The following is a 26219-nucleotide window of genomic DNA, read 5'->3' on the forward strand; positions in this document are numbered from 1 at the left end:
AGTAGAGGAGTTGAGATGAGCGATCTGCCCAAAAACCTCACGTACAGTGATGCCTATAATGCGGACGATCCGTATGCTTCATTGCGAGATGGAAATCCCGCAGCTCTGTCGGAGGATCAGGCAGATCGTAATCTTATGGGTGGGCATGCCCATAAGAAGAGCGGCGACAAGCAATGCTCCTGTAAAAAAGACGGACAGTGTAAAAATGGGCAATGCAGCTGTCAGAAGAAGGACAAGTATGCTGACGCCGATGACGTGGCAATAGCTGCTGCCACGGAAGAAGCCGATTCCGCAGATGCGTTATCCGATTATGTCTTTCACGAGTCTGGCCTCAATCTGGATGCGTTAGCGTCTGTCGCAGAACGTATTATTGAGCAGACTGTGGGGGACGAGGATGGCGATGATGATGGTGAGCTTTCGCCAGAATCTCCACTAGGTATGCGCCGTCTTAACCCTCTGTTAGATGATGAGGATGTTCTTACCCCTGAGGTGCAGCAGAATCTACGTGATCTGCTAGCCCAGTTCGATGATGAACAAATGGATGCACTTGCGCGTGCTCTTGATAACTATAACGTTGCACATGCTAGCAATAACGATGAGGGTAGTGACGGTAGCGATGGGGAGGATATCTCGGGGGAAGACCTTTACCGTGACTATACGGGGCGCATTGACATCGATACAGGGAGCACTATCCCGGATCTTTCTGTCTATGACGAAGATGTGGACCGCAATAGCTACCAGGTAGAAAAGCCGACTGCGGAAGACTATGCCGCACTGGCAGCAGTAGAAGCCGAACTCGATACACGCTGGGGTGAGCGGAAGATCGCACCGGATCTTGCGCGTATGGAAAAGCTTATGGATATCCTTGGGCATCCAGAACAGTCTGCACCTGTTATTCAGGTGGCGGGCACTAACGGTAAAACGTCTACTTCCCGCATGATTGATGCTCTTCTCCGCGCTATGGGTCAACGTGTGGGGCGTATGACGAGCCCACACCTGCAGCTCGCAACGGAACGTATCAGTGTGGATGGTGCCCCCATTAGCCCACGTCGTTACGTGGAAGTGTGGGAGGACATTAAACCCTTCGTAGAGATGGTAGACGAGTGGTCCATCTCGCAGGGCGGCCCACGAATGACGAAGTTCGAAGTCCTTACCGCAATGGCGTACAGCTGTTTTGCGGATACGCCAGTAGATGTTGTGGTGGCCGAAGTGGGGATGGGTGGTCGCTGGGATGCGACCTCCGTAGCGCATGCTGAAGTGGCTGTTGTATGCCCTATCGGTATGGATCACATGGACTACTTGGGTGACACTATTGAAAAGATCGCCTCTGAAAAAGCCGGCATCATTAAGCCCACGGTAGGGGAGAACACTCCGCATAATCCGCATGGCACAGTAGCGGTTATCTCCCACCAAGATCCGGCAGCATTGCATGTCTTGTTGGAGCAAGCAGTAGATGCGCAAGCTGTTGTGGCTCGGCAGGGAATCGAGTTTGAGGTATCGTCGTGCGCTCCTGCGGTAGGTGGACAAGTTATCTCTATACAGGGGCTATCCGGTACGTATGAGGATATTTTCCTGCCGCTGTACGGGGAACATCAAGCAGAAAATGCGGCAGTGGCACTAGCCGCAGTGGAAGCATTCTATGGAGCAGGTACGGAAAAGCCTCTCTATGACCAGGCTGTCCACAATGGTTTCCAGGCGGTGCAGTCGCCAGGGCGGCTAGAGCGTGTTCGTAATACGCCAACGATTCTTCTGGATGCGTGTCATAACCCGCATGGTGCGAAAGCACTGGCAGCAGCGTTAGAAAATTACTTTGCTTTTAACCGACTGGTTGGCGTTGTTGCCATTCTGGGTGATAAAGATGCGCGCGGTATCCTAGAGACCCTCGAACCCGTGCTGGATAAAGTCATCGTCACTACCAATAACAGCCCGCGAGCTCTCTCCGTGGAAGAACTGGAAGAGATTGCGCGACAAGTATTTGATGCGGAGAAAGTAGATTCTGCACCCACCTTGGCGGATGCGATCGCGTTAGCCACAGTGGAAGCTGAAAACATTGATGAAAACGGTGTTATGAGTGGAGCTGGTGTCATCGTGACGGGAAGTGTTGTCACGGCTGGTGAAGCACGTTCGCTATTCCGTAAGGATCCTGCCTAAATTCCACTTTGACAGAGTATGTCATATAGGTAGCGTCACAATGTCTTACTAGTGAATAGTGTGGTGGGTGCTCGAAAGAATGCGACCGACGGCACCTGTTCTACTGCGAATTATTCGGGAATAACAGTATTTTCGCTAATATGTTCATATGACAGAACAGACTTTCTTTATGATCAAGCCGGACGGTGTGGAGCGCGGCTTGGTAGGCGAGATTATTCGCCGCATTGAGAACAAGGGCCTTACCATTGCGGCCCTTGAGCTCCGCCATGTTTCGGTGGAGCTAGCCGAACAGCATTACGCTGAGCACAAAGGTAAAGATTTCTACCAACCGCTGCTAGATTTCATTACTTCTGGGCCTGTTATTGCTGGTGTTCTAGAAGGGCCATCTGCCATTTCCGCGTGGCGTCAGCTGTGCGGCGGTACCGATCCTGTTGGAAAAGCCACTGCTGGTTCAATTCGTGGGGATTACTGCCTTATCACCCGCGAGAATTTGGTACATGGTTCGGACTCTCCCGAATCCGCCAGGAAAGAAATTTCCACCTGGTTCCCGGATTTCCCACTCGCCTAAAATAAACTCGTTACCTGTCGATCTCAATACTTCATAGTGAAGCCGGCGTTGGAAGCGTTTTAACGTTTCTGCGCCGGCTTCGACGTATTTGCCAATTGTATGAGAGAATAGGGGAGTCGCCGATCACATGCGTAAAGGGCCAGCGCCATTCTTTGAGTGAGCCGCGTTCCTTTCTGTGTCTGGCGTCGTCTAGATATGGCACAGCGTCTGTATATGACACATCACTGCTCTGCGCAGCTGAACCGCAGCCGACTAGACCAACAGACCATCCGACATTTCAATACATCCCTCTGTGTGGCCGCTCGGCATCGATGCGCCCGGAGGCAAAGGAGATAGCGTGCTGCCAGAAAGCATCACGGTAGAAGCTGTACTTACGGACTTGCCGCAGAAGATCCGTATACATGCCCTCGCAAAGCGTTTAGGCATGGCATCTAAAGAGCTTATAGCCGTCTTAGCTGAACGAGACATAACTGTTAAGTCTGCTCAATCTAGCCTTACTGCTGAGGAAGCAACAAATTTTGTTACCTCTTTCCTGGCCAATACAGGCAAGACAGAGGAAGCAGAAAAAGCGGAAACGGTTGCCGACGATGCGTCCGAGACTACGGTGCCATCTACTACACCAGCTGCTGACGATACTCACAGTGCTAGCAGCCCCTTCATTAATCCTTTTGCGGTCGTGCACCAAGCAGAACCAATGACGGCGACACTACCGCAGAATCCCTTCGCCACTGACGTTGTTGTAGATCCTTTCGCAGTTAATGCCCGCCTGCAAGAAACCGCACCCATTGTGGTAACTGCCCAGGATATGGGGCACGCCGCCACAGAAAACGATGCGGAAACGGACGTGGAGGCCGCTGCCGATACTGACGCTGATAGTGCTGACGCACGCGATCACAATGGGAATTCCCAGAATGGTGACAGTGACGGACAATCATCCCGGCGTCGTCGTCGCAGGGGCCGTCGTGGGCGTGGTCGTGGTCGTGGTGATGATACTGACACCACCGAAGACACCACTGGCAGTACCGACAACACTGCCAACGACGATGATGACAACGCTCATGGCTCCCAGAAGACGTCCGATAAGTCCGCTAAGAACGGGCGCTCGGGAAGTAAGAAGAATGATGTCTCTGCGGTAGACGAGAATGACGATGATGAGGAAGCTCTCTCCACTCATCGTCGCCGTCGCCGCCGTCGCCGCAACGATGTTACCAGCGATGATACTCAGAATGATCCGCCGAATACCGTTGTTCACGAGCGTGGCACTACCCGTCGTCGCCGCAATAGTTCAGCGAATGGTTCATCAGATGAAGTACAGGGCATTTCCGGCTCCACTCGGCTAGAGGCAAAACGTCAGCGTCGTCGCGAGGGACGGGACAACGCCCGCCACCACATTCCGGTTCTCAGTGAAGCAGAGTTCCTAGCACGCCGGGAATCTGTAGAGCGCACCATGGTCGTGCGTGAAAAAGAGCGCAGTGACCATCCTGGCATCACCACACAGGTGGGAGTCCTCGAGGACAATATCCTGGTGGAGCACTTTGTCACCTCAGATTCACAAGCATCCATGGTGGGCAATATCTATCTGGGCCGCGTGCAGAATGTTCTCCCCAGCATGGAAGCCGCCTTCATTGATATTGGACGTGGCCGTAACGCTGTCCTTTATGCCGGTGAGGTGAACTGGGCTGCGGCTGGGTTGGGTGGAAAATCCCGCAAGATTGAACTGGCACTGTCCCCCGGAGATATGGTGCTGGTGCAAGTCTCCAAAGACCCTATTGCCCACAAAGGCGCTCGCTTAACCACTCAGATTTCCATGGCGGGACGTTATCTGGTGTATGTGCCGGATGGTGGCAGTACCGGTATCTCCCGAAAATTGCCTGATACGGAACGCAAACGCCTGAAAGGTATCCTCAGGAACATTGTTCCCGGGGACGCCGGCGTCATTATCCGCACTGCCGCAGAAGGAGCCTCCGAGGAGGATCTCAAGCGGGATATCGATATGCTGCACAACCAGTGGCTGGAAGTACAGCAGGCAGCTGAAGAAGCACAACAGAAAGCAGACGGTAAAGCACGCACTCTGCACGAGGAACCGACTCTGCTAGTGAAGGTTGTGCGAGACCTCTTTAATGATGATTTCACAAAACTTGTTGTGGAAGGCGAACGCGCCTGGAGCACCATCACTGAATATGTTCAGAAAGTGGCGCCGCAGCTGCAGGATAGGCTGGAGCAGTGGGAGAATACGGGAGTAGACGTATTCCAGGCATACCGTATTGACGAACAACTCGCGAAGGCACTGGATCGTAAAGTATGGCTGCCATCTGGCGGCACTCTCGTTATTGACCGCACTGAAGCTATGACGGTTATCGACGTCAACACCGGTAAGTTCACTGGCTCTGGTGGAGACCTAGAAGAAACCGTCACCCGAAACAATCTAGAGGCAGCAGAGGAAATTGTCCGCCAGCTGCGACTCCGTGATATCGGCGGCATTATTATTGTTGACTTTATTGACATGGTGTTGGAATCCAACCGGGATCTTGTCCTGCGTCGTCTCCGCGAAGCGTTGGGACGCGACCGGACACGCCACCAGGTGTCTGAAGTTACCAGCTTGGGGCTTATTCAACTGACCCGAAAACGCTTAGGAACGGGCCTTCTTGAGGCATTCTCCAAGCCCTGTCCGCACTGCTCCGGTACTGGCTATATTCTGCAGGAAGATCCCGTAGAGGCTATTACCAATGGTGCTAATGCCGAAGACTTGCGCGCTGGGCGACGTCGCCGCGGTCGTAATTCTGACAAGCAGGAGAAGAACGACCACAGTAAGAACGGTAAGTCGAAGGATAAGCCGTCCACGTCTTCCGCTGATACTGATGGCAAGAATGCGCATGGTGGAAAAGACCGTCAAGGCCCAGATCCCAGTGAACATCCCATGATGAAAGCCATGGGACGGAAGAAGGCTGCCGCTACTGCTGCGGACCAGGTCGCGTCTCACACAGATTCTGAGGAAAAAACCGCAGAAATTATTGTCGATACCAGCGCTACCGTTAAAGAAACGTCTGTAGAAGACTCTCCTCGTTCGGAAGAATCAGGAAAGAAAGACACGGACAAGAAAGATACAGCGGAGCAGCATACGAAACCGCGTCGTCGCCGCCGTGGACGTCGGCATGGTAGCCGAAACGACCAGAACAGTAAGCAGAATAGCGCTAAGAGTGAGGGTAAGAACACTACTAAGGATGTTTCTGCCAATACTCAGAACGCAGGTGCACAGAGTACAGCTCAGGGCACTGCACCGGCGAGTACTGCACCGTCTTCTGCTCCCCGGAAGCGGCGTGGGGCGCGTCGTGCCACACAGGCTGCTGGTACGGTAACGCCACGCAAAAACTCGGTTCCAGCAGAGCGTAAAGAGGTAGTGTCTGGTGTCTTGGCAGCGGCTCCGGTAGCGGTAAATACGTCTACCACAGAGAAAAAGCCGCGACGTGCCCGCCGCCGTGCTACTCGCTCCTCTGCATCAGTTTGATTTCAGCCTGTCAAAACGAGTAATCTTGACAGGTCGCCAGTCAACGGGTGATTTCCGCGTACTGTGTTAATGAGATAGTTCATGAGACACGATGTAGAACGGTAAAACTCACTGCTGGCATGCATTAGTCCAGTCGAATGACCATTCGGTTGTTCGAGAAGAAACAACACTTTTAAGGGGACGCCCTCCGATGTACGCGATCGTCAAGACCGGCGGAAAGCAGTACAAGGTTGCCGAAGGTGACCTCGTCAAGGTCGAGAAGATCGAGGGAGAGCCGGGCACTGCGGTCTCGCTTTCCCCGGTCCTCGTCGTTGATGGCTCTACCGTAACTTCGGATGTTGATAACATCACCGTGGCTGCTGAAATTGTTGAGCAGACCAAGGGTCCGAAGATTCGCATTCGCAAATTCAAGAACAAGACCGGTTACCAGAAGCGCCAGGGTCATCGTCAGCCGCTTACCGTGCTGAAGATCACCGGCATCAAGTAACACCGAACTTCCTGCAAGGAGAAACAAATGGCACACAAGAAAGGTGCATCTAGCTCGCGCAACGGTCGCGACTCTAATGCCCAGCGCCTCGGTGTGAAGCGCTTCGGTGGTCAGCTCGTCAACGCAGGCGAGATCCTGGTCCGCCAGCGCGGCACTCACTTCCACCCCGGCGTTAACGTTGGCCGTGGCAAGGATGACACTCTCTTCGCTCTCGCTAGTGGTGCTGTCGAATTCGGCACTAAGCGCGGACGTCAGACAGTAAGTGTCGTTCCTGAAGAGGCATAGATCTCAAGACGCTTTCCAACAGGGGCGGGCTGGGCAATATTCCCAGACCCGCCCCTGCTGCATACTTAAGGCAGACACAATCACCCACACTTACGGAGAGTATGATGGCACGCTTCATTGACCGAGTGACGCTACATGTTACTGCCGGTAACGGTGGACACGGTTGCGCCTCTGTACACCGGGAAAAATTTAAGCCTCTCGGCGGACCCGATGGTGGCAACGGAGGACGCGGCGGCAACGTTGTTCTTGTTGTCGATCCGCAAGTTCATACTCTGCTCGACTTCCACTTCAGCCCCCATGCAAAAGCTGAAAAAGGTCAACCTGGTATGGGGTCTAACCGCAATGGGGCGCAGGGGGAGGATCTCATTCTTAAAGTGCCCGATGGTACTGTCGTGACGACGCCCGACGGGGAGTTGCTGGCTGACCTTACTGGTGCGGGAACTGAATTCATTGTTGCTAAAGGTGGCAATGGGGGGTTGGGGAACGCTGCACTTATTTCCAAAACTCGAAAAGCTCCCGGTTTCGCACTTCTCGGTGAAGAGGGGGAGAGCTGTGATGTTGTTCTTGAGTTGAAGTCGGTTGCTGATGTAGGACTTGTTGGATTCCCCTCAGCAGGAAAGTCCTCCCTTATTAGTGTGTTGTCTGCTGCTAAACCCAAAATTGCTGACTACCCCTTCACCACTCTGCAACCCAATCTAGGGGTTGTGACAGCAGGAAATACCACCTACACCATTGCCGATGTTCCTGGGCTTATTCCTGGTGCTGCGGAGGGTCGTGGTTTAGGACTAGATTTCTTGCGGCATATTGAGCGCACTGCGGTATTGGCCCATATTGTTGACTGCGCCACGCTTGAACCAGGACGGGATCCCATCAGTGATGTTGACGCACTCGAGGCAGAACTCTCTGCCTATGAGCCGGCGTTAGCGGGAGATACCGGGTTGGGTGATCTTGCTGACCGTCCACGTATTGTGGTTCTTAATAAAATTGATATTCCCGAGGCTAGAGAACTGGCAGATTTTGTGAAAGATGACTTCACGGCACGGGGCTGGCCAGTTTTTGAAATCTCTACAATTACCCACGAGGGTCTTAAAGAGCTTTCCTACGCACTGGCCACAATGGTGGAGGACTATCGTCGTGACCACCCGGTGGAGAGGGAAAAACGGGTGTATGTTCGGCCGCAGATGCAGGAAGACGATACCTTCCAGGTTCGTCGCGATCCAGAAATCTCCGGTGGTTTCATTGTGGAGGGTGCTAAGCCGTCGCGCTGGGTTGCCCAAACTGCTTTCGATAATGATGAGGCTGTTGGTTTCTTGGCGGATCGTCTTGCCAAACTTGGTGTAGAGGATGCTTTGGCGGAAGCGGGCGCTGTTCCCGGCTGTTGCGTCACCATCGGTGATGTGTGCTTCGATTGGGAGCCCAGCACGGTGGCAGGTGTTGATATGACACCTACTGGGCGCGGCACAGATGTACGCCTGGACCAGAATAATCGAGTCAGTGCGAAGGAGCGTCGTCACGCTAAGCGTATTCGCCATGGTTTGGCGGATGAAGACTCCGATATGAATGACGAAAGTACCTGGTAGCAAATGTCTGGCTCATATTCAGAAGAACACTCTGCCAAGCGATTGTCGGAGCAGTCGGCGGCGCGGAAGGCTGTGCGGACAGCGCGTCGTCTTGTTGTGAAGATTGGCTCATCGTCAATTTCACATGCAGGCGGGGGACTTGATCGGGAAAAACTCGACACGTTAACGACTGCGTTAGAACAGCGCATGGCTGCCGGATCAGATGTTTTTGTGGTGTCCTCTGGAGCTATTTCCGCCGGCATAACGCCACTCGAATTGCACAAGCGACCCCGCGATATTGCCACTAAGCAGGCTGCTGCCGCAGTTGGGCAGATTGAATTGGCGAAGGCGTGGGGGAGTCTTTTAGTAGGTATGAAAGAACTGCGGCACAGGTATTACTCACTGCGAGTGATTTAGGGAAGCGAGATCGGGCGCGGAATGCACAGAATACGCTAGATCGTCTGCGTCTCTTGCATGCTGTTCCCATCATTAATGAGAACGATACGGTTGCCACGGATGAAATTCGTTTTGGTGACAATGACCGACTAGCGGCTCTTGTGGCACATTTAGTGTCTGCCGATGCGCTTGTACTGTTGTCGGATGTGGATGGTCTCTACGATTCTGATCCCCGCCAGGGAAATGCTGTTTTTATTCCTGAAGTAGCCCATCCAGCAGCTATTGAGGGAGTGGAAGCAGGCGATGGGGGAGCATTAGGTACTGGGGGGATGGCGTCTAAACTGTCGTCTGCACTTCTTGCCGCCGACGCTGGTGTACCGGTTCTGCTGGCGTCGTCCGATGCTGCAGAGGAAGCACTGTGTGATGCTTCCGTGGGGACTGTTTTTGCAGCCCGTCCGAAGCGGATGACTGCTAAAAAGTTTTGGGTACGCTACTCTGCGGATAATGCGGGTGTGTTGACCATTGATGAGGGGGCGGCAGATGCCGTGCGCCATCGTCGTAGCTTATTGGCGGCTGGTGTCGTGACGGGGGAGGGGGATTTTCACGGCGGAGACGTTGTGGAGGTGCGTACTCGCGCAGGTGAGCTTGTTGGGCGTGGGATTGTTGCTTATGCTGCTGCTGAAATGGAGTTTCTCTATCGAATGAGTACAGCAGAGCTGCCGCGGGAATTGCATGCTCCTGTGATCCATGCGGATGATTTTGTTGTGATGTAGGCCTACATAAGTCATAAGTGAATTTTTAACGACGTACTGGTTACTGAAATTATTTAAACGCGTGAAAAGTATGTGACTTGCTTACTATCACTTATACACACTGTAGACAGATACGATAATTTCATGGGTATGAGCGAAACTATCAATTCCCCGATTACCCGCCGATCATTCTTGACCGGTTCAGCTGCCCTCGGTATCGGGGTAGCCTCTGCCCTCGCACTGTCCGGCCCGCAGGCTTCTGCAGCAACAGTCAACGACGCTGTCTTGCCCAATGCTCCCAAAGCAAAGTCTGGAGATAAAGTAGTTGTCTCCGACCTGGAAGTTATGACAGCAACTCCCACCAGCATCACGTTCTCCTGGTCCACTTTCAAAGAACCTCACACGGATCACGTTATTGCCGAGCGTGTAGCCTCCGATTGTGAGGTATGGCTAGGGCGCAACAATACCAAGGAACCTCTCCGTTGCGTCCATAAGGGTTACTCCACAACAGGTTTCCACTATGTCACTGTTTGTGGCTTAAAGCCCAACACTGAGTACCGTTTTGAATGCCGCTCCTTCGGCAAAAAGGCTGATCCTGGCTTCTGGTTCACCCAGGTTTTCGATGAACCAGAAGTAACTGGTGTCGTCTCAACAATCGAACGACCAACCGGCAAATACATTCAGACCGTAGCCGTCGCCAATGACATCCACATTGGCATGTCTGGCAAGTCCATCAACTCCACACCATGGCCCGAAATCATGGTGTCCAGCATGCTCGCAGAAATAAAACGCCGCGGAATTCCACACGTCTTCATCAACGGAGACCTGTGTGACCACGGCAAGCTGGAAGAAGCACAGACACTTAAGCGTCTGCTGTCTGCATTCGGTGAATACCAAAAAGACTACTACATGGTTCGTGGTAACCACGATGGCTTTGGTATGCCCGCTGGACCACACTCCTTTGATCCCATCCAGAAGGTATTCCCACAGCATAAGCTCCAGACCTGCTGGACAATGAACTACGGTAAACTCCGTGTTCTCGGTATCGACTCCTCCCGCACCATGAACAATGCCGGCGTTATTACGGACAAGCAGTTCCAGGAGATCGAACGCATCCTTATGCAAGATCCCAACCGCCCCACGTTCGTCATGGCGCACCACCCCGTCACCGAAGAAGCCGCCCTCACTAACGCTGGTCAACGCCCCTTCATTCTCGATAAGAAGGACTCTATGCGGTTGCAGCGTATCTTCCAGAAGGCGCCGGGCGTGTTCTTTATGGCGGCTGGCCACACACACCGTGCCCACCGTGACGCTGCCGATCTACCGGGCGGTCCGCAGTTCGCCCAGTTCTGTGCTAGCACCCCCTACCCAGGTGGCTTTACCCTCATGGATATTTATGAAGGCGGCTACACAGTAACTTTCCACCGTGCAGCTACCGGGCAGGCACTTCAGCAGATTGCCTACAACCGCCACAAGGAATCTGCAGGCTTCTACGGTGAGTACACCATCTCGCGTATGAAAGATCGTTGCTTCACCGTAAAGCGCGATATGTCCGCACTGCGTTAATTAGTACTGTTAGTTAATACTGGCTAGTACTAGATCGTTTGATAAGTCCGTCATCTTCCCCTCTGCTTGCTATGTGCATGTCATGAGAAGGTGACGGACTTTGTATCTATCAGTTTGTCTATTAATTAGTTATGTAAAGTTTACTTGGCATAAATATCGTGCTTACTATGCGGTTTCATGAACGTTAAAGCAAGTGGATACCCTGCCTGGTATGAGAGAAAATACTCCGGCTGACCATACTCTTTCTCACCAGATGTTTACACGGCGCTCTTTTCTTGCGGGAAGCGCGGCGTTAGGTCTCGGTGCAGCTACCGTTCTTACTGGACCGCGTGCCTCCGCAGCTAGCCCAGTAATAACCCCGTTACCTGCGGCACCGACTGCCACCCCAGATGTCACCACTGTTGTTAGCGATCTTGAAGTTCTCACTGCGACAACAACTAGTCTGGTATTCGCCTGGAGTACTTTTAAAACTCCCCATACTCATCATCTCTATCCCAATGATCGTGTCGCCTCCGATGGGGAAGTCTGGCTAGCTCCCGCCGATAGTAAAGAACCATTGCGATGCGTGCACCGCTCCTACTCGAAAACCGGATTCCACTACGTCACCATCCAAGGCTTGAAACCCAATACTCGCTACCGCTATGAATGCCGTTCTTTGGGGAAGAAAGCAACACCGGGTTTCTGGTTTACACAAGTTTTCCTAGAACCAGAAGTAACCGGTGTTGTGTCAACAATTCCGCAACCCACAGGTCGTTATATTCAAACTGTGGCCGTTGCCAACGATATTCACCTGGGTATGGAAGGCGCAGGTATCACGGAGGCTCCTTGGTCCGAAGTGATGATTATGTCTATGCTGCAGGAGATTAAACGCCGCAATCTCTCCCGTATCTATATCAATGGTGATCTATGTGACCACGGCACTCTAGAAGAAGCGAAGAAACTACGGGGAATGCTCAATACATTCGGCAAATACCACAAAGACTACTTCCTTGTGCGGGGTAACCATGAAGGATATGACATGAAAACCATGTCAGACTTTGACCCCATTCACGCTGTCTTCCCCAAACATAAGATGCAGACTAGCTGGTCCGTTCATGACGGGAAACTTCGCGTAGTAGGAATTGACGGCTCCACGCCAAGCTGCCACTCTGGATCACTCACAGATGAGAACTTCCGCAGTGTCGAAAAGATTCTGTTGTCCGATCCGCATCGTCCTACTTTGGTGTTGTCGCACTTCCCGGTGACGGAAGAAGCCGCCCTTACCAATGTGGGGCAGCGGCGCTTCATCTATAACAAGAAGGATTCTATGCGGTTGCAGCGTCTTTTCCAGAAGGCGCCGGGCGTGTTCTTTATGGCGGCTGGCCATACGCACCGCGCTCACCGCGATGCTCCTGACCTACCGGGCGGTCCGCAGTTTGCCCAGTTCTGTGCTACGACACCGTTCCCGGGAGGCTTCACCCTTATGGATATTTATGAGGGTGGTTATACGGTGACGTTCCACCGCACTCCAGCTGCGCAGGCGCTGGCACAGACGGCTTTCAATCGTTACGACAAGGCGTATGGCTGCTATGGGGAGTACACGATCTCGCGTATGTGTGATCGTTGCTATACCGTGAAGCGGGATATGTCAGCATTGCGTTAGCAGTATCGGCTTACTTCTTGTTTTTCTTGCCAAAAAACTAAATTTTCTATATATAAGTGAATAGTTATGAAAAGTTCACTTACCTTCAATGACAATGCCACCAAACAGTTAAAGCAATGTTAAAGCCATCGTTTACCGTATCCAGGTATGAACGAGAACTCACTGAATAATCGTGATATCACCCGTCGCTCCTTCCTCGCCGGAACCGCTGCAATGGGTGTTGGGGCTGCTGCCGTCCTCACTGGACCGCGCGCCTCTGCTGCTAGTCCGGTAGCAACCCCGCTACCCGCTGCCCCCGCTGCTAACACCAGTAGGGACGTTGTCGTTACCGATCTTGAAGTCATCACCGCCACTCCCACCAGTCTGGTGTTCAGCTGGACTACGTTCAAAAATCCTCACTCTACACATCTCCACCCCAATGATCGCGTCGCCTCCGATGGGGAAGTCTGGCTAGCACCAGCCGATACCCGGGAACCATTGCGATGCGTGCACCGCTCCTACTCGAAAACTGGCTTCCACTACGTCACCATCCAGGGACTAAAACCAGACACCCGCTACCATTTCGAGTGCCGCTCTCTGGGAAAGAAAGCAGAAGCCGGCCTGTGGTTCACCAATATCTTCAATGAACCAGAAGTAACCGGCATCGTGTCAACTATTCCGCAACCCACTGGCCGCTACATTCAAACTGTGGCCGTTGCCAACGATATTCACCTGGGTATGGAAGGTAAGGGCGTCACCGATTGTTCTTGGTCTGAAGCAATGATCTCTTCACTTCTTCACGAAGTGAAGCACCGCAACCTTTCTCGCATCTACGTCAATGGTGACCTCTGTGACCACGGTAAACATGATGAAGCTAAACGCCTGCGCGCACTCATGGATACGTTCGGTGGCTACCAGAAGGATTACTTCCTGGTTCGCGGTAATCACGATGGCTACGGAATGAAAGGTTACGACCTGAACCATTCCGTTTTTGACCCCTTCCAAGCTGTCTTTCCGAAGCACAAGCTACAAACCACCTGGTCCGTTCTGGATAAGAAACTGCGCATTGTTGGAGTTGACGGTTCACACCCCGGTAAAGACTCCGGCGAACTAACCGAAGCCAACTACCGCAGCATCGAAAAGATTCTGCTGTCCGATCCGCATCGTCCTACTTTGGTGTTGTCGCACTTCCCGGTGACGGAAGAAGCCGCCCTCACCAACGCAGGGCAACGCCCCTTCATCTACAACAAGAAGGACTCTATGCGGTTGCAGCGTCTTTTCCAGAAGGCGCCGGGCGTGTTCTTTATGGCGGCTGGCCATACACACCGTGCTCACCGCGATGCCCCTGATCTGCCGGGTGGTCCGCAGTTCGCCCAGTTCTGCGCCACGACACCCTTCCCCGGCGGCTTCACCCTCATGGATTTCTACGAGGATGGCTACACGGTAACCTTCCACCGGACCCCCACCGCGCAAGCCTTGGCGCAGACTGCTTTCAATCGCTACGACAAGTCCTTCGGGTTCTATGGTGAATACACTGTAAGCCGCATGCAGGATCGCTGCTTCACGGTAAAGAAGGATATGTCTGCTCTCGCTTAGTAGATAGAATGATGGGTACCCTAATCTCTTCACTTGATGGGCAGGTACCTTTACCATGGGAAAACTACGCCTAAAGACCGCTGCTGAAAAAACTGTCGCTAGTATTCTAGTGCTCTTCGGCATCGCTACTCTGATAGGCGTAGTTCTCCTGTGGCCTTCGGGCACATCCATGGCTGTTGACAGCACCCTCAAACAGTCCATGGGTATGAACGATAATTTGGTCTACGGAAAAGTCCTTGAAGAAGGGTACATGGACTGCAACAGTACCCTCTTTGGGCATCCCATGGATGCCCAACTACACTTTCCGGAAGGGTCATTATCCACCGCTGCACGCGGTAACGTAAAAGGCCAATGTCCAGCCGTGGTCGTCGATATTCGCAGTGGCAAGAACGCCTCCCAATTCGTCATCCTCAACAATCGGGTAGTGGGCAATTCCATCATGGTGAAAAAGGGCGATGCTATCCGCATGGCCCAAGAAGATACTGACGGTAAAACACGCTATGTTTTTGAAGATATGGACAGGCGTGTCCCACTTGCTCTCTGGCTGGGTGTAACAGTGCTCTGCGTCGTACTCGCAGGCGCGTGGAAGGGCCTCCGCGCAGTTATTGGCGTAGTTGTGACATTATATGTCGTCGTGCTGTGGATACTCCCCGCTATCCTATCGGGGCGACCCGTCATCATTACCGCAGTAGTGGGGTCGGCTTTAGCGCTTTTCCTTGTCATGTTCTTCGTTCACGGGTTCAGCTGGAAAACTGCGTCAGCGCTCCTTGGAACGCTTATATCCCTCCTTATTGCGGTCGCCATGAGCCAATTAGCGGTGCAGACGACACATATTACGGGTATGTCCGAAGAACAAAATGTCACTATGCAGATGTACATGGGGCAGCTTCCCGTTGTGGGACTGGTCATCGCTGGTTTTATTATTGGCACTATTGGTGTCCTGAACGATGTCACAATTAGCCAAGCAGCTACTGTGTATGAACTCGCTGAAATAGATCCCCGTGCTTCTGCACGTCGTATTTTTAGCGGCGCAATGCGGGTAGGACGAGACCACATATCCTCTATGCTGTATACCCTGGTACTGGCCTATACCGGCTCCGTACTTCCCCTCCTTCTCCTCATACAGCAATCATCACGAGGTATGTGGGAAGTATTAAACGGGGAGGTTATCGCTGTGGAAATGCTGCGATCAATGGTGGGCGCAATTACTTTAGCGCTGTCATTCCCCCTCACGAACGCAATCGCAACATGGTTAGCAGTTCCGCATCAGCCCCGTGAAAGTAACGTTGTAGAGCAGAGTGCTCCTGTCAATAATCCTGGCCGGCATCGGAGATAAGTTAGACAGTATCGGCCATAAGCCAGTATTCTGCACCAGTTCTGTATGAGGTAACGGTAGGCTAGACACATGACCTCAACTGATGCCCTGCGTGAGAACATTCTTGCCGCAGCACGCCGCTCTAAAGACGCTTCCCGCACAATCGGTCTTCTGACAACCAGCCAGAAAAACACCATTCTGCGTACTGCTGCCGCTGCCCTGCACGAACGCGCGGATGAGATTCTTGCAGCGAATCAGAAGGACATCGACGACGCACGCAGCCGGGGAACATCGGACGCGATGATCGATCGACTTGCCCTCGACTCCGCCCGCATCGACGGCATCGCCGGGGGATTAACACAAGTAGCAGACCTACCCGACCCTATCGGTGAGGTTATCCGTGGCCGCACTCTAGAAAATGGCCTCAAACTGCGGCAAGTACGTGTCCCTCTGGGCGTCATCGGCATTGTCTACGAAGCACGACCCAACGTCACCGTGGACGCCTTCGGCCTAGCACTGAAATCCGGTAACGCAGTCATTCTGCGTGGATCCAAGTCCGCCAGGCACTCCAATACTGCACTGGTGAGTATTCTCCGCGACGTGCTCGCTTCCTGCGGTGCCCCCGCTGACGGTGTGCAACTCATCAGCTCAGAATCACACGATACTGTCACACACCTTATTCAAGCACGCGGATTAGTGGACGTTGTTATTCCACGCGGCGGGGCGAACCTCATCAATGCTGTTATTCGTAACGCCACCGTGCCCACCATCGAAACTGGCACGGGTAACTGCCACATCTACCTGCATGCCGATGCGGATCTGAATATGGGCATTGCCTGCATGCTCAATGGGAAAACCCGCCGCTGCTCCGTCTGTAACGCCACAGAAACTGTGCTTGTTGATAAAAGACTAGGGGACCAGGCACTCCACACTATTCTGGAGGCCTTAGGCACTGCCGGAGTGACCGTCCACGGCGATCTACCCGGACTTGTGCCCGCCACAGATAAAGACTGGGGAACGGAATACCTCAGCATGGATATTGCCCTCAAAGTAGTTGATGGCTTAGACGAGGCCATTAACCACATCAACACATGGGGATCAGGCCACTCCGAAGCCATCATCACCACTAATGTTGCTGCCGCGCAAGAGTTTACGGACAGAGTGAACGCTGCCGCAGTATACGTCAATACCTCCACAGCTTTTACCGATGGCGAACAATTCGGTATGGGGGCAGAGATGGGTATCTCCACCCAAAAACTGCATGCTCGTGGCCCCATGGCGCTCCCCGAACTCACCAGCGCCAAATGGGTTATTTGGGGCACCGGGCAAACTCGACCCTAGGGACAACGGACACCATGATAGATAACACACCGCACCAAAAAACTAACCGTTTGGGCATTATGGGCGGCACCTTCGACCCCATTCACCATGGCCACCTGGTAGCAGCCAGCGAAGTAGCGGCCCGGTTCGAACTCGATGACGTCGTTTTCGTCCCCACCGGCGAACCCTGGCAAAAACACGGCCGCAGAGTGAGCTCCGGCGAAGACCGCTACCTGATGACCGTCATCGCTACCGCCTCTAACCCACGCTTCTCCGTCAGCAGATGCGACCTAGACAGGCAGGGACCAACCTACACCATTGACACCCTGCGCGATATACAATCGCAGCACCCCAACAGTGAGCTTTATTTCATCACCGGGGCAGACGCACTCTCCAAGATTGTGACATGGCAGAACTGGAAACAGCTTTTCAGCATGGCGCACTTCGTTGGGGTTACACGCCCCGGCTACACTATTAGTGAGGAGCTGCAGCAACGCCTTCCCGAAGGCCGCGTTACCCTCCTCGAAATTCCCGCTTTGGCCATCTCGTCGACAGAATGTCGGCGTCGTACTGAAGAAGGAATGCCCGTGTGGTATCTCGTACCCGATGGTGTCGTCCAGTACATTGCAAAACGCAACCTCTACCGGCCGCATGAGTCTTATCGCGTCGATGGTACTGCCGTCGCTACAGCCCCCGTCCCTATGCCCCCCGATGCTTATAACTGATCGTTCGAAGGAGAATGTGTGACAGCCTCTGCTAGCGCAATCGAAATTGCTACGTGGGCGGCACAAGCCGCAGACAGTAAAAAAGCCGATAATATCCGCATTGTGGACGTTTCCGAACGTCTTGCCATTACTGACTGTTTCGTTATCGCATCTGCCGACAATGAGCGGCAAGTAAACGCCATTGTTGACGGAGTTGAAGAGGCACTTCTCACAAAAAAGATAAAACCAGTACGCCGGGAAGGCGGAAAAGAAGGCCGCTGGGTTCTCCTCGACTACGTTGACGTTATCGTGCATGTACAACATGCCGATGAGCGCGAATTCTACGGCCTCGATTCCCTCTGGAAAGACTGCCCCGAAATCTCCTGGACATCCGTTAACGAAGACAATACGGAGTCCCAACCGGTCGAAGGATAACTGCGGGATAATGCCCCTTCGTCACCTTATTCTGCTGCGGCACGGAGAAACAGAATTCAACCGGGCTCGCCGCATGCAAGGCCATCTTGATGTGGCTCTCTCTGAGCGCGGGCGTGCGCAAGCTGATCGTGTTGCCCCCGTCTTGGCCCGTAAAAATCCTCTTGCCATTATCAGTTCGGACGCGCAACGAGCAGTACACACCGCACAAGCTGTCAGCGACCTGTGCGATGTTCCCGTCCATCTTGATACGCGCCTGCGAGAAACCGACATGGGGGAGTGGACGGGACTCGATCAGCAAGAAGTGGAAGATCACTGGCCTGGTGATCGTCCTAAATGGCGTTCTGACCCCACATACGCCCCGCCGGGTGGAGAGAATCGTCTTGAGGTTGCCCGGCGCGCCATGGATGTGGTGAGAGATCTCCACCGCGATCTCACTTCCTGGGGAGAAGACGAACGTCCGGTACTTCTCGTCGCCCATGGTGGAACATTCCTGGCCTTAGCTGCCGCCCTTATAGACTCACCCCTGCAAAACTATGCAGCTTTTTCCGCATTGGGGAATACTTCCTGGTCGCAATTCACGGAATGGCCACAGTATTTTGTAGAGGCTGATCTTGATGCACACCCAGCTGCTGCGGGTCCGCGGATTCCCGCCATACCACCCATCCAACCCGGCTACCAGTGGCGGGTGGATGTCTGGAACTCTACAACCCATTTAGGAAGCGACGCTTTCTAGGTTTTTCGGTTTTTCCTATGGCGTAGTGTCTCCGCGGTGTATTTGTCCACATCTTCCCGAAGATGGGGATAACGCAAGTAGATAGCAGAAATTATCGCTGATGCACGTCATGCTTTTTCTACGCTGGGAGTTATGCAGCAGCGTTCTCCCATCAGTATCTATCCACCCAATGCTGACTCATGGGCACACAGTGGATGGGACGAAGACTACCCGCAGCTAGACCAGGAAACGCCCCCACCTCCTACCACTGCCAATACAGGGGCGAATACCGTGGCCGGTACAGTGGCCAGCACAGTGGCTGGTACTGTGGCCAGCACAGTGGCGGACGAGCATCGTCGTAAACCATCTATTGTGCAGCGGGCTAGTCGCTGGTGGACCACTATGACATCGCTACAACTGCGCGGTTTTATCGTCGCCATGACTATCCTTGTCGGAATTTCCACCGTGAGCGTCATCGCCAACTACTGGATACTGCACGCTAACGGACAATCCCCCATAGAACAACGTGCTCTCACCTCCGACGATACTAATGGGGATACGCATTTTGACGGAATGTCCTCATTCACACCCAGCACCATCACACTCACAACGACAGTCAATGCGGGTACGGATACAGGTACGGACACGGGTTTATCTTCTGGGGGTAAGAAAGTTACCGGAGGCGCGCCGGGCGTATCGTCGGGTGGGCTCGTTAACATCAACACGGCGTCCCTCACACAGTTAGAGGAATTGCCGGGGGTGGGGCCTGCAACCGCCCAGTCCATTGTTGAGTACCGCACTGCTAATGGCGCATTTTCCAGTGTGGAGGAATTAACTGCTGTCGATGGTATAGGGCAGGGTAAACTCGCAAAAATTCGTGGACATGCCACCGTTTAGCCAAGCGTTGTCATCTTCACCATCGTCATATTCACCACAGTTAGACCCAGTGCANTTAGACCCAGTGCAGTTAGACCCAGCACGGTCATGTCCGCCCCGTCAGCAACAAGTAGATGGCATATATCACCATGGGGACCGGGTCCATGACGTGCGGTTAGTACTTCCTGCACTCTGTATATGGGCCGTGGATATTATTGGGGCTTACGGAGGGTACCGAAGCGTTAGCGGTGTTCTTATTGGTGCCCTCATTTGTGTGGTCATTTTTATTCGTAGAGAGCATCGAAATCGTCTTCTTCTGGCCTGTGTAGTAGCAGTTCTCTGCAGTGGTATTTCGCTACTGCCGCGGCTCATCATGAGCGATCAGAGTACTTTGACGTCCTTAACATCTGGAAAATCTGCAGCTACCGCCCATACGGTAACAGGACGCATTGCTAGTAAACCCCAGCATGGTCTTACCGGTACCTACCTAACTGTACGCACAGCTTATGGGGACATGACAGTGTACGCGAAGGGGCAGCAATGGGATAATCTTGTTTTGGGACAGCGCATAACAGCAGTTATGAAGCTTGATCAACGGCCAGAAAATCATTTCACGCAAGGGGAGTGGCGGGCTATTTACCTTCGGGAATCCCAACCACCCCACGGAATATGGGCTTTTTCTGCATACGAGTCCCGAAAGTGGGAAGAAGCCCTGACACACGCTGACGCTACCGGTCTTACCCCCAGTCTGCATGCGCTTGCGCGAGGCATGAGTATTGGTGACACATCCGGGCTTAGCCCCGAGTATAAAGACAATTATCGAGCTAGCGGCCTCACCCATCTCACCGCCGTGAGCGGCGCCAACGTTAGCTATGTACTGCTATTAGCAGGCATATTTCTGCGACATTCCTCCCCGCGCCGAAAAAGTATAGTGAGTGCACTGCTTCTCATACTTTTTGCGGCACTCGTCGGCCCGGAACCAGCAGTCCTACGGGCCACAATCAGTGGGGCAGTGGGTGTGCTGGCGCTCTGGAAAGGTGGGCGCAGTTCCGCCTTCCCCGCCCTCGGCGCCGGGATTATGACGCTTCTTATACTCTCTCCCAGTTTTGCGGTAAGTCCCGGTTTCGCCTTGTCCGTAGTGGCAACTGCGGCACTTATCTGGGGAGCACCACAACTTTCTCACTGTTTACATGCGCTAAAAGTACCCGCTGTTATATCCGATACACTGGCGGTAACAGTAGTGGCATCAGTGTCCACCATGCCGGTAAGCCTCTACTTTTTTGGTACTGCCAGCACTTTCGGCATTCTCGCCAACATTCTTGTGGCCCCCGTCGTCCCTTTTATTACCGCAATGGGGCTAGTGGGAGTAGTTGTGTGCGTGGTCTGTCCACTACTAGGCGGATTAGTGGTAATACCGTCTATTCCTCTTCTCTGGTGGGTAGAAAAAATTGGGGTCTTGCTGGGGAGTTCCCCATGGGCGCAGATTGATCTTGCGTCACACGATATTTTTCAGATTTCTCCGGCGGTACCCGCATTCGTAGCGGTGGCTCTTATCGCCACAATAGTGCTCTCCTTCTCCTCACGAAGGGGAAGAATTTTCATAGCAGGTATGGTTACTCTCGCACTTATTGCTACAGGAATTCATGCTGGCTGTACCTATCACCGTCTTACCCAGTGCAGAGTACAAGACGGTGCTGTCACACTTAACGTGGAAAAGAATGGTGTACTGCATGCAGCTCTAGCGACGCCGCATACTTCTGCACACTCACAACAAAGCCCTCACAGTGCACGAACTGTCATAGTAGTGAAGGAGAAACTAACAGCCGCCAGTCTTCCTCATCTTGAGAACATTGCGCACGCCCCAGGAAACCCCCTGTTTGTTCATGTAGCTAGTACGCAAGAACATCCTTTTGCGCCACGATCCCATGCGCGCTCAGCAGGCAAATACAATAGGCAGGAGGGGATGTCTCCAACTATCTCCTTTACCCCGCAAGGGACTCCCATTGTGGAGATACCCCTAGGAACCGTTGCGACAGTAACACCCACCAATAAAATTTGTCAGACCAACATGGCAAGATAGAAGAGTGAATCCTCTGCAGCTTATCCTCGGTGACGAAGAATTCCTGATCGACCGAGCAACCTCCAGCATTATCCGTGCCGTTCGGTCTACTATGCAGAGCAACCCGGAGGAACTCCCCATCACAAAACTCCGCGCGGGGGACGTAACACCCTCAGAAATTAGTGAACTGCTCAGCCCCTCACTGTTTGCCGAGGATCGTGTCGTTATTCTGGCAGCCGCCGGGGAAGCTGGTAAAGAAGCCGTCAGCACTATTGAACAGGCAGTGAAGGAACCTGCGCCGGGTGTTGTACTGATTGTTATACACAGTGGGGGAGGGCGTGCGAAGAACCTCGTCAAGATTCTCAAGAATGCGGGAGCAGATGTTACCGAATGCCCCAAACTAACAAAATTTAGCGAACGCGAAGACTTCGTCGTCAACGAATTCCGCAACCTGGGAGTGCGACCAAGTAGGGACACCGTACATGCGTTACTTGATGCTATCGGTGGGGATCTGCGGGAGCTTGCCTCCGCGGTGAGCCAGCTTGTTGCAGATACCGGTGGTCGAGTTGATCCCGCCGCGGTACGACGCTACTACGCCGGTATCGCCGGAGTAACAGGTTTCCAGGTTGCTGACGAGACTATCGCCGGTAACACCGCCGCTGCTTTGGCATCGCTGCGCTGGGCACTAGTAGGCGGCCTTCACCCAGTGCCTATTGCGGATGCACTGGGTGATTCACTTCTTGGCATGGCCCGGATTTCTGATATGGGAAGAGTCGACCCATTTTCTTCCGCCAAAACTTTAGGAATGCCCCCCTGGAAGATTAAGAAAATTCAGAAGCAACTACGAAAGTGGGATCCGGCACGGTTAGCCCGCGCAATGCACATTGCGACAGAGCTTAATGGGGCTGTGAAAGGCCAATCGGCCGATGCTGAGTATGCCTTAGAGAAAGCCGTCCGGGAAATATCCCAGCTTGTACGTTAATATCTCGGCAAGGCTAGTAGCCAGTCAAAAACTAGTAGTTATGCAGACTACTAGTTATGCACACGAGTGGTCGTCACGTACGCCAGTGCAGTATAGATATACAGAAAAGCGCCAGCTGGATAAACCAAACTGGCGCTTTTACTGCAGTGTTACTTTCACTACAGCGCTAACTTCCGGCTAACTCTTAACTAGCCCATAGCTAGTTTTTATTAGGCCGCGTTAGTACTTGTTAAGTCTTTAAAAGCCTTAGAGACTGTTAGTTTTATGAGCCATGGCAGACTTCTTGTTAGCTGCCTGGTTCTTGTGAATAACGCCCTTGCTTACTGCCTTATCGAGAGAGCGGCTGGCGGCGCGCAGAGCCTCAGTGGCCTTGTCCTTGTCGCCAGCTTCAGCTGCCTCACGGAAGGAGCGGATATCAGTACGCAGAGCAGACTTGATGGCCTGATTACGAAGACGGGCGCGCTCGTTAGTGCGGATCCTCTTCTTCTGGGACTTGATGTTTGCCACGTGGAAACCTCTGTAAGTTGTTATGTTCTGGATTCAATGCTTATTTGACTGCGGCGCGTTGCCCCGGGGCATCTCACTCGGCAGTATTCGTACAGAAAAGTACAGGACGCTCACCGGGTGCGCTAAACGCAATCACCGAATGTTCAGCATAGCAAAGATACTGATACCACTCAAAACGTTTTAGTTATGCGCAGTTACTTATATACAGTGCACAGATACTTTACGTCCAGCCGTATTCAGTGCGGAGTCGTTGCGCCACTTTCTCAAAACGATCTCTGTCAAGAATTGCCCCTTCACGGCGAATACCCTTCTCGGGAACTTCAAGAACGCGATCAAGACGCACGTAACTATCTCGGTGATGGCTATCCCACGACCCTGTCCCAAGATACTGCCAATTATTGTCGTCATGATGGTAGCTCTTGGATGAGAGCATGAGTCCCAAAAGAACGGTATTGTCGCGTCCTACCACTAATACGGGGCGGTCTTTGCCTTCTTGGGCGTTGTCTTCGAACTCCACCCACGTCCACACAATTTCACCAGGATCAGCTTTGCCGTCAAGATCTGGACTATAGACAATTTTTCGGGAGACAGTGGAGGTACTTTTCGCGTGACGGGTGGTGGGGCGTCCCCCACTACGGCTAATCTGCCGGTTGTGATAGTCGTTGCTAAAACTATAAAAGGCTTTCTGGGCGGCTTGCGCAGCTTGCGCGGCTTGTCCCACAAACTGCCGTGTGGTGGGATCAGTAACCACTTTTTTAGCAGTGTGGATTAGCTTTTTTACCAGGCGACGACCGCCTTTTCCAGCTGTGCTCATAACCTCCAGCGTACCGCGCCACTATTTTCTCCTGCTAGAGCACATAAAATTCCAGAAAGTCCGCCTTCGTGAGAGACTAGAAGGGATCCTGTTTATCAACGAGGTCGATGACCTCTATTGTCCGATATTGTCCGAAAGGTTTGAAAGCCTCTATGGAGCACTTCGCGGAGACGACATTCACCGATCCCTCCCGGATTCGTAACTTCTGCATCATTGCGCATATTGACCACGGCAAGTCCACTCTGGCCGACCGCATGCTGCAGATTACTGACGTCGTCAACCAGCGAGAAATGCGTGATCAATACCTGGATCGTATGGACATTGAACGCGAACGCGGCATCACTATTAAAGCGCAAAACGTGCGCATTCCCTGGGTGCCAAAAACTGGTGCATGTGCGGGTCAAGAAATTGTTATGCACCTCATCGACACCCCCGGCCACGTCGACTTTACCTATGAAGTCTCCCGCGCTCTGGAAGCCTGTGAAGGTGCCGTACTGCTAGTAGATGCGGCGCAAGGCATTGAGGCACAAACCCTCGCCAACCTCTACATGGCAATCGATAAGGACCTGGAGATCATTCCCGTCCTCAACAAAATTGACCTCCCCGCCGCCGATCCAGAACGCTACGCACGCGAGATCGCCCAAATTATCGGCTGTGATCCCTCCGACGTCATTCAGGTATCCGCCAAATCTGGCGTGGGTGTGGAAAAACTTATGGACGTTATTGCGGAAAAAGTCCCCGCACCCACCGGAAGTTCCAGTAACCCCACTCGGGCACTCATCTTCGACTCTGTCTATGACATTTACCGCGGTGTCGTCACCTATATTCGCGTCATGGATGGAGAAATCCGTCCCCGCACAAAAATTCGGATGATGTCCACCGGCGCCGTCCACGAACTACTAGAAGTTGGCATCATCTCCCCAGAACCCAAACCTACGGAGGGGTTAGGCGCTGGCGAAGTCGGCTACCTTATCACGGGTGTAAAAGACGTACGTCAATCAAAAGTGGGTGATACCGTCACCACCTTTAAAGATGGTGCGGAGGAACCACTAGCCGGCTATGAGGAGCCGCGGCCAATGGTGTACTCGGGTCTCTATCCCATTGATGCCTCTGACTATCCCGATCTGCGCGACGCCCTCGACAAACTACAGCTCAACGATGCGGCCCTCACCTACGAGCCGGAAACATCTGTGGCATTGGGCTTCGGCTTCCGCTGTGGATTCCTGGGGCTTCTCCACATGGAGATCACACGCGATCGACTGCAACGCGAATTTGGCCTGGATCTTATCTCCACCACACCCAACGTGCACTACCGGGTCATTATGGAAGATGGTACTGAACACCAGGTCACTAACCCCTCCAGCTGGCCGGAGGGGAAACTACGCGAAGTTTACGAACCTGTTGTCGCATCCTCAATTATTGTGCCCAGTGAGTTTGTTGGCACCACTATGGAACTCTGCCAATCTCACCGCGGCGAGTTGAAAGGAATGGACTACCTTTCGGAAACCCGCGTGGAACTGCGCTACCGCCTACCGCTGGCAGAGATCATTTTCGACTTCTTCGATTCTCTCAAGTCCCGCACACGCGGCTACGCCTCCCTGGACTACCACGAGGACGGGGAACAATTAGCCGACCTGGTGAAGGTAGATATTCTGCTGCAGGGTGAGGCAGTAGATGCATTCTCCGCCATCGTCCATAAGGACTACGCCTCTACCTACGGCAATATGATGACGAAGAAATTGCGTAACCTCATTCCCCGCCAGCAGTTTGAAGTGCCTATCCAGGCGGCTGTTGGATCACACATCATTGCCCGTGAAAACATTCGTGCCGTCCGTAAGGACGTTTTGGCGAAATGCTATGGCGGCGACATTTCTCGTAAGCGTAAGCTGCTCGAAAAGCAGAAGGAAGGCAAAAAGCGCATGAAGACCATCGGGCGGGTAGATGTCCCGCAGGAGGCCTTCATTGCCGCGCTTTCTGCCGACTCCGACAGCGACAAGAAAAAGAAATAA

20 protein-coding genes and 1 pseudogene are annotated in these 26219 nt (G+C 53.1%); 19 read left to right on the forward strand and 2 right to left on the reverse strand.

Annotated features, from left to right (window positions below; genetic code table 11):
* Positions 1 to 627 precede the first annotated feature (627 nt).
* From QZV76_RS02945 to holA, 18 genes and pseudogenes are all read left to right on the forward strand, one after another.
* The gene (locus QZV76_RS02945; RefSeq protein ID WP_290598449.1) at positions 628 to 2151 is read left to right on the forward strand and encodes a folylpolyglutamate synthase/dihydrofolate synthase family protein; all 1524 of its coding nucleotides are present in this window, start codon (positions 628 to 630) and stop codon (positions 2149 to 2151) included.
* A gap of 148 nt (positions 2152 to 2299) precedes the next feature.
* Entirely contained in the window at positions 2300 to 2719 is a 420-nt protein-coding gene (gene ndk, locus QZV76_RS02950; RefSeq protein WP_290598303.1) for a nucleoside-diphosphate kinase, read from the forward strand.
* Positions 2720 to 3056: 337 nt separating this feature from the next.
* Positions 3057 to 6224 carry a translation initiation factor IF-2 N-terminal domain-containing protein gene (locus tag QZV76_RS02955; RefSeq protein WP_290598304.1) on the forward strand — a complete coding sequence of 1056 codons (3168 nt, stop codon included), beginning with the start codon at positions 3057 to 3059 and terminating at the stop codon, positions 6222 to 6224.
* Positions 6225 to 6414: 190 nt separating this feature from the next.
* A complete protein-coding gene (gene rplU / locus QZV76_RS02960) occupies positions 6415 to 6711 on the forward strand; it encodes a 50S ribosomal protein L21 (RefSeq protein WP_290598305.1) in 297 nt (98 codons plus the stop codon).
* A 27-nt stretch (positions 6712 to 6738) separates the two neighbouring features.
* A complete protein-coding gene (gene rpmA / locus QZV76_RS02965; RefSeq protein ID WP_290598306.1) occupies positions 6739 to 6996 on the forward strand; it encodes a 50S ribosomal protein L27 in 258 nt (85 codons plus the stop codon).
* A 104-nt stretch (positions 6997 to 7100) separates the two neighbouring features.
* Entirely contained in the window at positions 7101 to 8576 is a 1476-nt protein-coding gene (obgE, locus tag QZV76_RS02970; protein WP_290598307.1) for a GTPase ObgE, read from the forward strand.
* A 3-nt stretch (positions 8577 to 8579) separates the two neighbouring features.
* Positions 8580 to 9724: pseudogene (gene proB / locus QZV76_RS02975) on the forward strand (glutamate 5-kinase).
* A 129-nt stretch (positions 9725 to 9853) separates the two neighbouring features.
* A complete protein-coding gene (locus QZV76_RS02980) occupies positions 9854 to 11269 on the forward strand; it encodes a metallophosphoesterase (RefSeq protein WP_290598308.1) in 1416 nt (471 codons plus the stop codon).
* Positions 11270 to 11480: 211 nt separating this feature from the next.
* Entirely contained in the window at positions 11481 to 12911 is a 1431-nt protein-coding gene (locus QZV76_RS02985) for a metallophosphoesterase (RefSeq protein WP_290598309.1), read from the forward strand.
* Between the two features lie 147 nt (positions 12912 to 13058).
* Positions 13059 to 14486 carry a metallophosphoesterase family protein gene (locus QZV76_RS02990; RefSeq protein ID WP_290598310.1) on the forward strand — a complete coding sequence of 476 codons (1428 nt, stop codon included), beginning with the start codon at positions 13059 to 13061 and terminating at the stop codon, positions 14484 to 14486.
* A 55-nt stretch (positions 14487 to 14541) separates the two neighbouring features.
* Positions 14542 to 15822, forward strand: a complete 1281-nt coding sequence (locus tag QZV76_RS02995; RefSeq protein WP_290598311.1) for a YibE/F family protein — start codon at positions 14542 to 14544, stop codon at positions 15820 to 15822.
* A gap of 69 nt (positions 15823 to 15891) precedes the next feature.
* Positions 15892 to 17142, forward strand: coding sequence for a glutamate-5-semialdehyde dehydrogenase (locus tag QZV76_RS03000; protein WP_290598312.1), 1251 nt, complete (start codon positions 15892 to 15894; stop codon positions 17140 to 17142).
* A gap of 14 nt (positions 17143 to 17156) precedes the next feature.
* A complete protein-coding gene (nadD, locus tag QZV76_RS03005) occupies positions 17157 to 17846 on the forward strand; it encodes a nicotinate-nucleotide adenylyltransferase (protein ID WP_290598313.1) in 690 nt (229 codons plus the stop codon).
* Between the two features lie 18 nt (positions 17847 to 17864).
* The gene (rsfS, locus tag QZV76_RS03010; RefSeq protein WP_290598314.1) at positions 17865 to 18260 is read left to right on the forward strand and encodes a ribosome silencing factor; all 396 of its coding nucleotides are present in this window, start codon (positions 17865 to 17867) and stop codon (positions 18258 to 18260) included.
* 10 nt (positions 18261 to 18270) lie between these two features.
* The gene (locus tag QZV76_RS03015) at positions 18271 to 18993 is read left to right on the forward strand and encodes a histidine phosphatase family protein (protein ID WP_290598315.1); all 723 of its coding nucleotides are present in this window, start codon (positions 18271 to 18273) and stop codon (positions 18991 to 18993) included.
* 132 nt (positions 18994 to 19125) lie between these two features.
* Entirely contained in the window at positions 19126 to 19869 is a 744-nt protein-coding gene (locus QZV76_RS03020; protein WP_290598316.1) for a ComEA family DNA-binding protein, read from the forward strand.
* Between the two features lie 184 nt (positions 19870 to 20053).
* Positions 20054 to 21928, forward strand: a complete 1875-nt coding sequence (locus QZV76_RS03025) for a ComEC/Rec2 family competence protein (RefSeq protein WP_290598317.1) — start codon at positions 20054 to 20056, stop codon at positions 21926 to 21928.
* A gap of 4 nt (positions 21929 to 21932) precedes the next feature.
* Entirely contained in the window at positions 21933 to 22889 is a 957-nt protein-coding gene (gene holA, locus QZV76_RS03030) for a DNA polymerase III subunit delta (RefSeq protein ID WP_290598318.1), read from the forward strand.
* Positions 22890 to 23135: 246 nt separating this feature from the next.
* On the opposite strand, the gene rpsT is transcribed toward holA, so the two are convergent.
* Together rpsT and QZV76_RS03040 are read right to left on the reverse strand one after the other, a co-directional pair.
* On the reverse strand, positions 23136 to 23396 hold the full coding sequence (gene rpsT / locus QZV76_RS03035) for a 30S ribosomal protein S20 (RefSeq protein ID WP_290598319.1): 261 nt from the start codon (positions 23394 to 23396) through the stop codon (positions 23136 to 23138).
* Positions 23397 to 23616: 220 nt separating this feature from the next.
* Positions 23617 to 24210 (reverse strand): type II toxin-antitoxin system PemK/MazF family toxin, encoded by a 594-nt coding sequence (locus QZV76_RS03040; RefSeq protein ID WP_290598320.1) that lies wholly within the window; start codon positions 24208 to 24210, stop codon positions 23617 to 23619.
* 107 nt (positions 24211 to 24317) lie between these two features.
* Between QZV76_RS03040 and lepA the strand changes: the two genes are divergently transcribed.
* A complete protein-coding gene (gene lepA, locus QZV76_RS03045) occupies positions 24318 to 26219 on the forward strand; it encodes a translation elongation factor 4 (RefSeq protein WP_290598321.1) in 1902 nt (633 codons plus the stop codon).

It is taken from the genome of Lawsonella sp., assembly GCF_011525565.1.
Classification (GTDB): Bacteria; Actinomycetota; Actinomycetes; order Mycobacteriales; family Mycobacteriaceae; genus Lawsonella; species Lawsonella clevelandensis_A.

Excerpts from the sequence above, each read along its gene's own strand:
- QZV76_RS02985 (WP_290598309.1), top strand. The coding sequence starts at position 11,481 with ATGAGAGAAAATACTCCGGCTGACCATACTCTTTCTCACCAGATGTTT.
- obgE (WP_290598307.1), top strand. The coding sequence starts at position 7,101 with ATGGCACGCTTCATTGACCGAGTGACGCTACATGTTACTGCCGGTAAC.
- QZV76_RS03040 (WP_290598320.1), bottom strand. The coding sequence starts at position 24,210 with ATGAGCACAGCTGGAAAAGGCGGTCGTCGCCTGGTAAAAAAGCTAATC.
- rpmA (WP_290598306.1), top strand. The coding sequence starts at position 6,739 with ATGGCACACAAGAAAGGTGCATCTAGCTCGCGCAACGGTCGCGACTCT.
- QZV76_RS02980 (WP_290598308.1), top strand. The coding sequence starts at position 9,854 with ATGAGCGAAACTATCAATTCCCCGATTACCCGCCGATCATTCTTGACC.
- QZV76_RS03015 (WP_290598315.1), top strand. The coding sequence starts at position 18,271 with ATGCCCCTTCGTCACCTTATTCTGCTGCGGCACGGAGAAACAGAATTC.
- lepA (WP_290598321.1), top strand. The coding sequence starts at position 24,318 with ATGACCTCTATTGTCCGATATTGTCCGAAAGGTTTGAAAGCCTCTATG.
- ndk (WP_290598303.1), top strand. The coding sequence starts at position 2,300 with ATGACAGAACAGACTTTCTTTATGATCAAGCCGGACGGTGTGGAGCGC.
- QZV76_RS02990 (WP_290598310.1), top strand. The coding sequence starts at position 13,059 with ATGAACGAGAACTCACTGAATAATCGTGATATCACCCGTCGCTCCTTC.
- rplU (WP_290598305.1), top strand. The coding sequence starts at position 6,415 with ATGTACGCGATCGTCAAGACCGGCGGAAAGCAGTACAAGGTTGCCGAA.
- QZV76_RS03020 (WP_290598316.1), top strand. The coding sequence starts at position 19,126 with ATGCAGCAGCGTTCTCCCATCAGTATCTATCCACCCAATGCTGACTCA.
- QZV76_RS02995 (WP_290598311.1), top strand. The coding sequence starts at position 14,542 with ATGGGAAAACTACGCCTAAAGACCGCTGCTGAAAAAACTGTCGCTAGT.
- nadD (WP_290598313.1), top strand. The coding sequence starts at position 17,157 with ATGATAGATAACACACCGCACCAAAAAACTAACCGTTTGGGCATTATG.
- QZV76_RS03000 (WP_290598312.1), top strand. The coding sequence starts at position 15,892 with ATGACCTCAACTGATGCCCTGCGTGAGAACATTCTTGCCGCAGCACGC.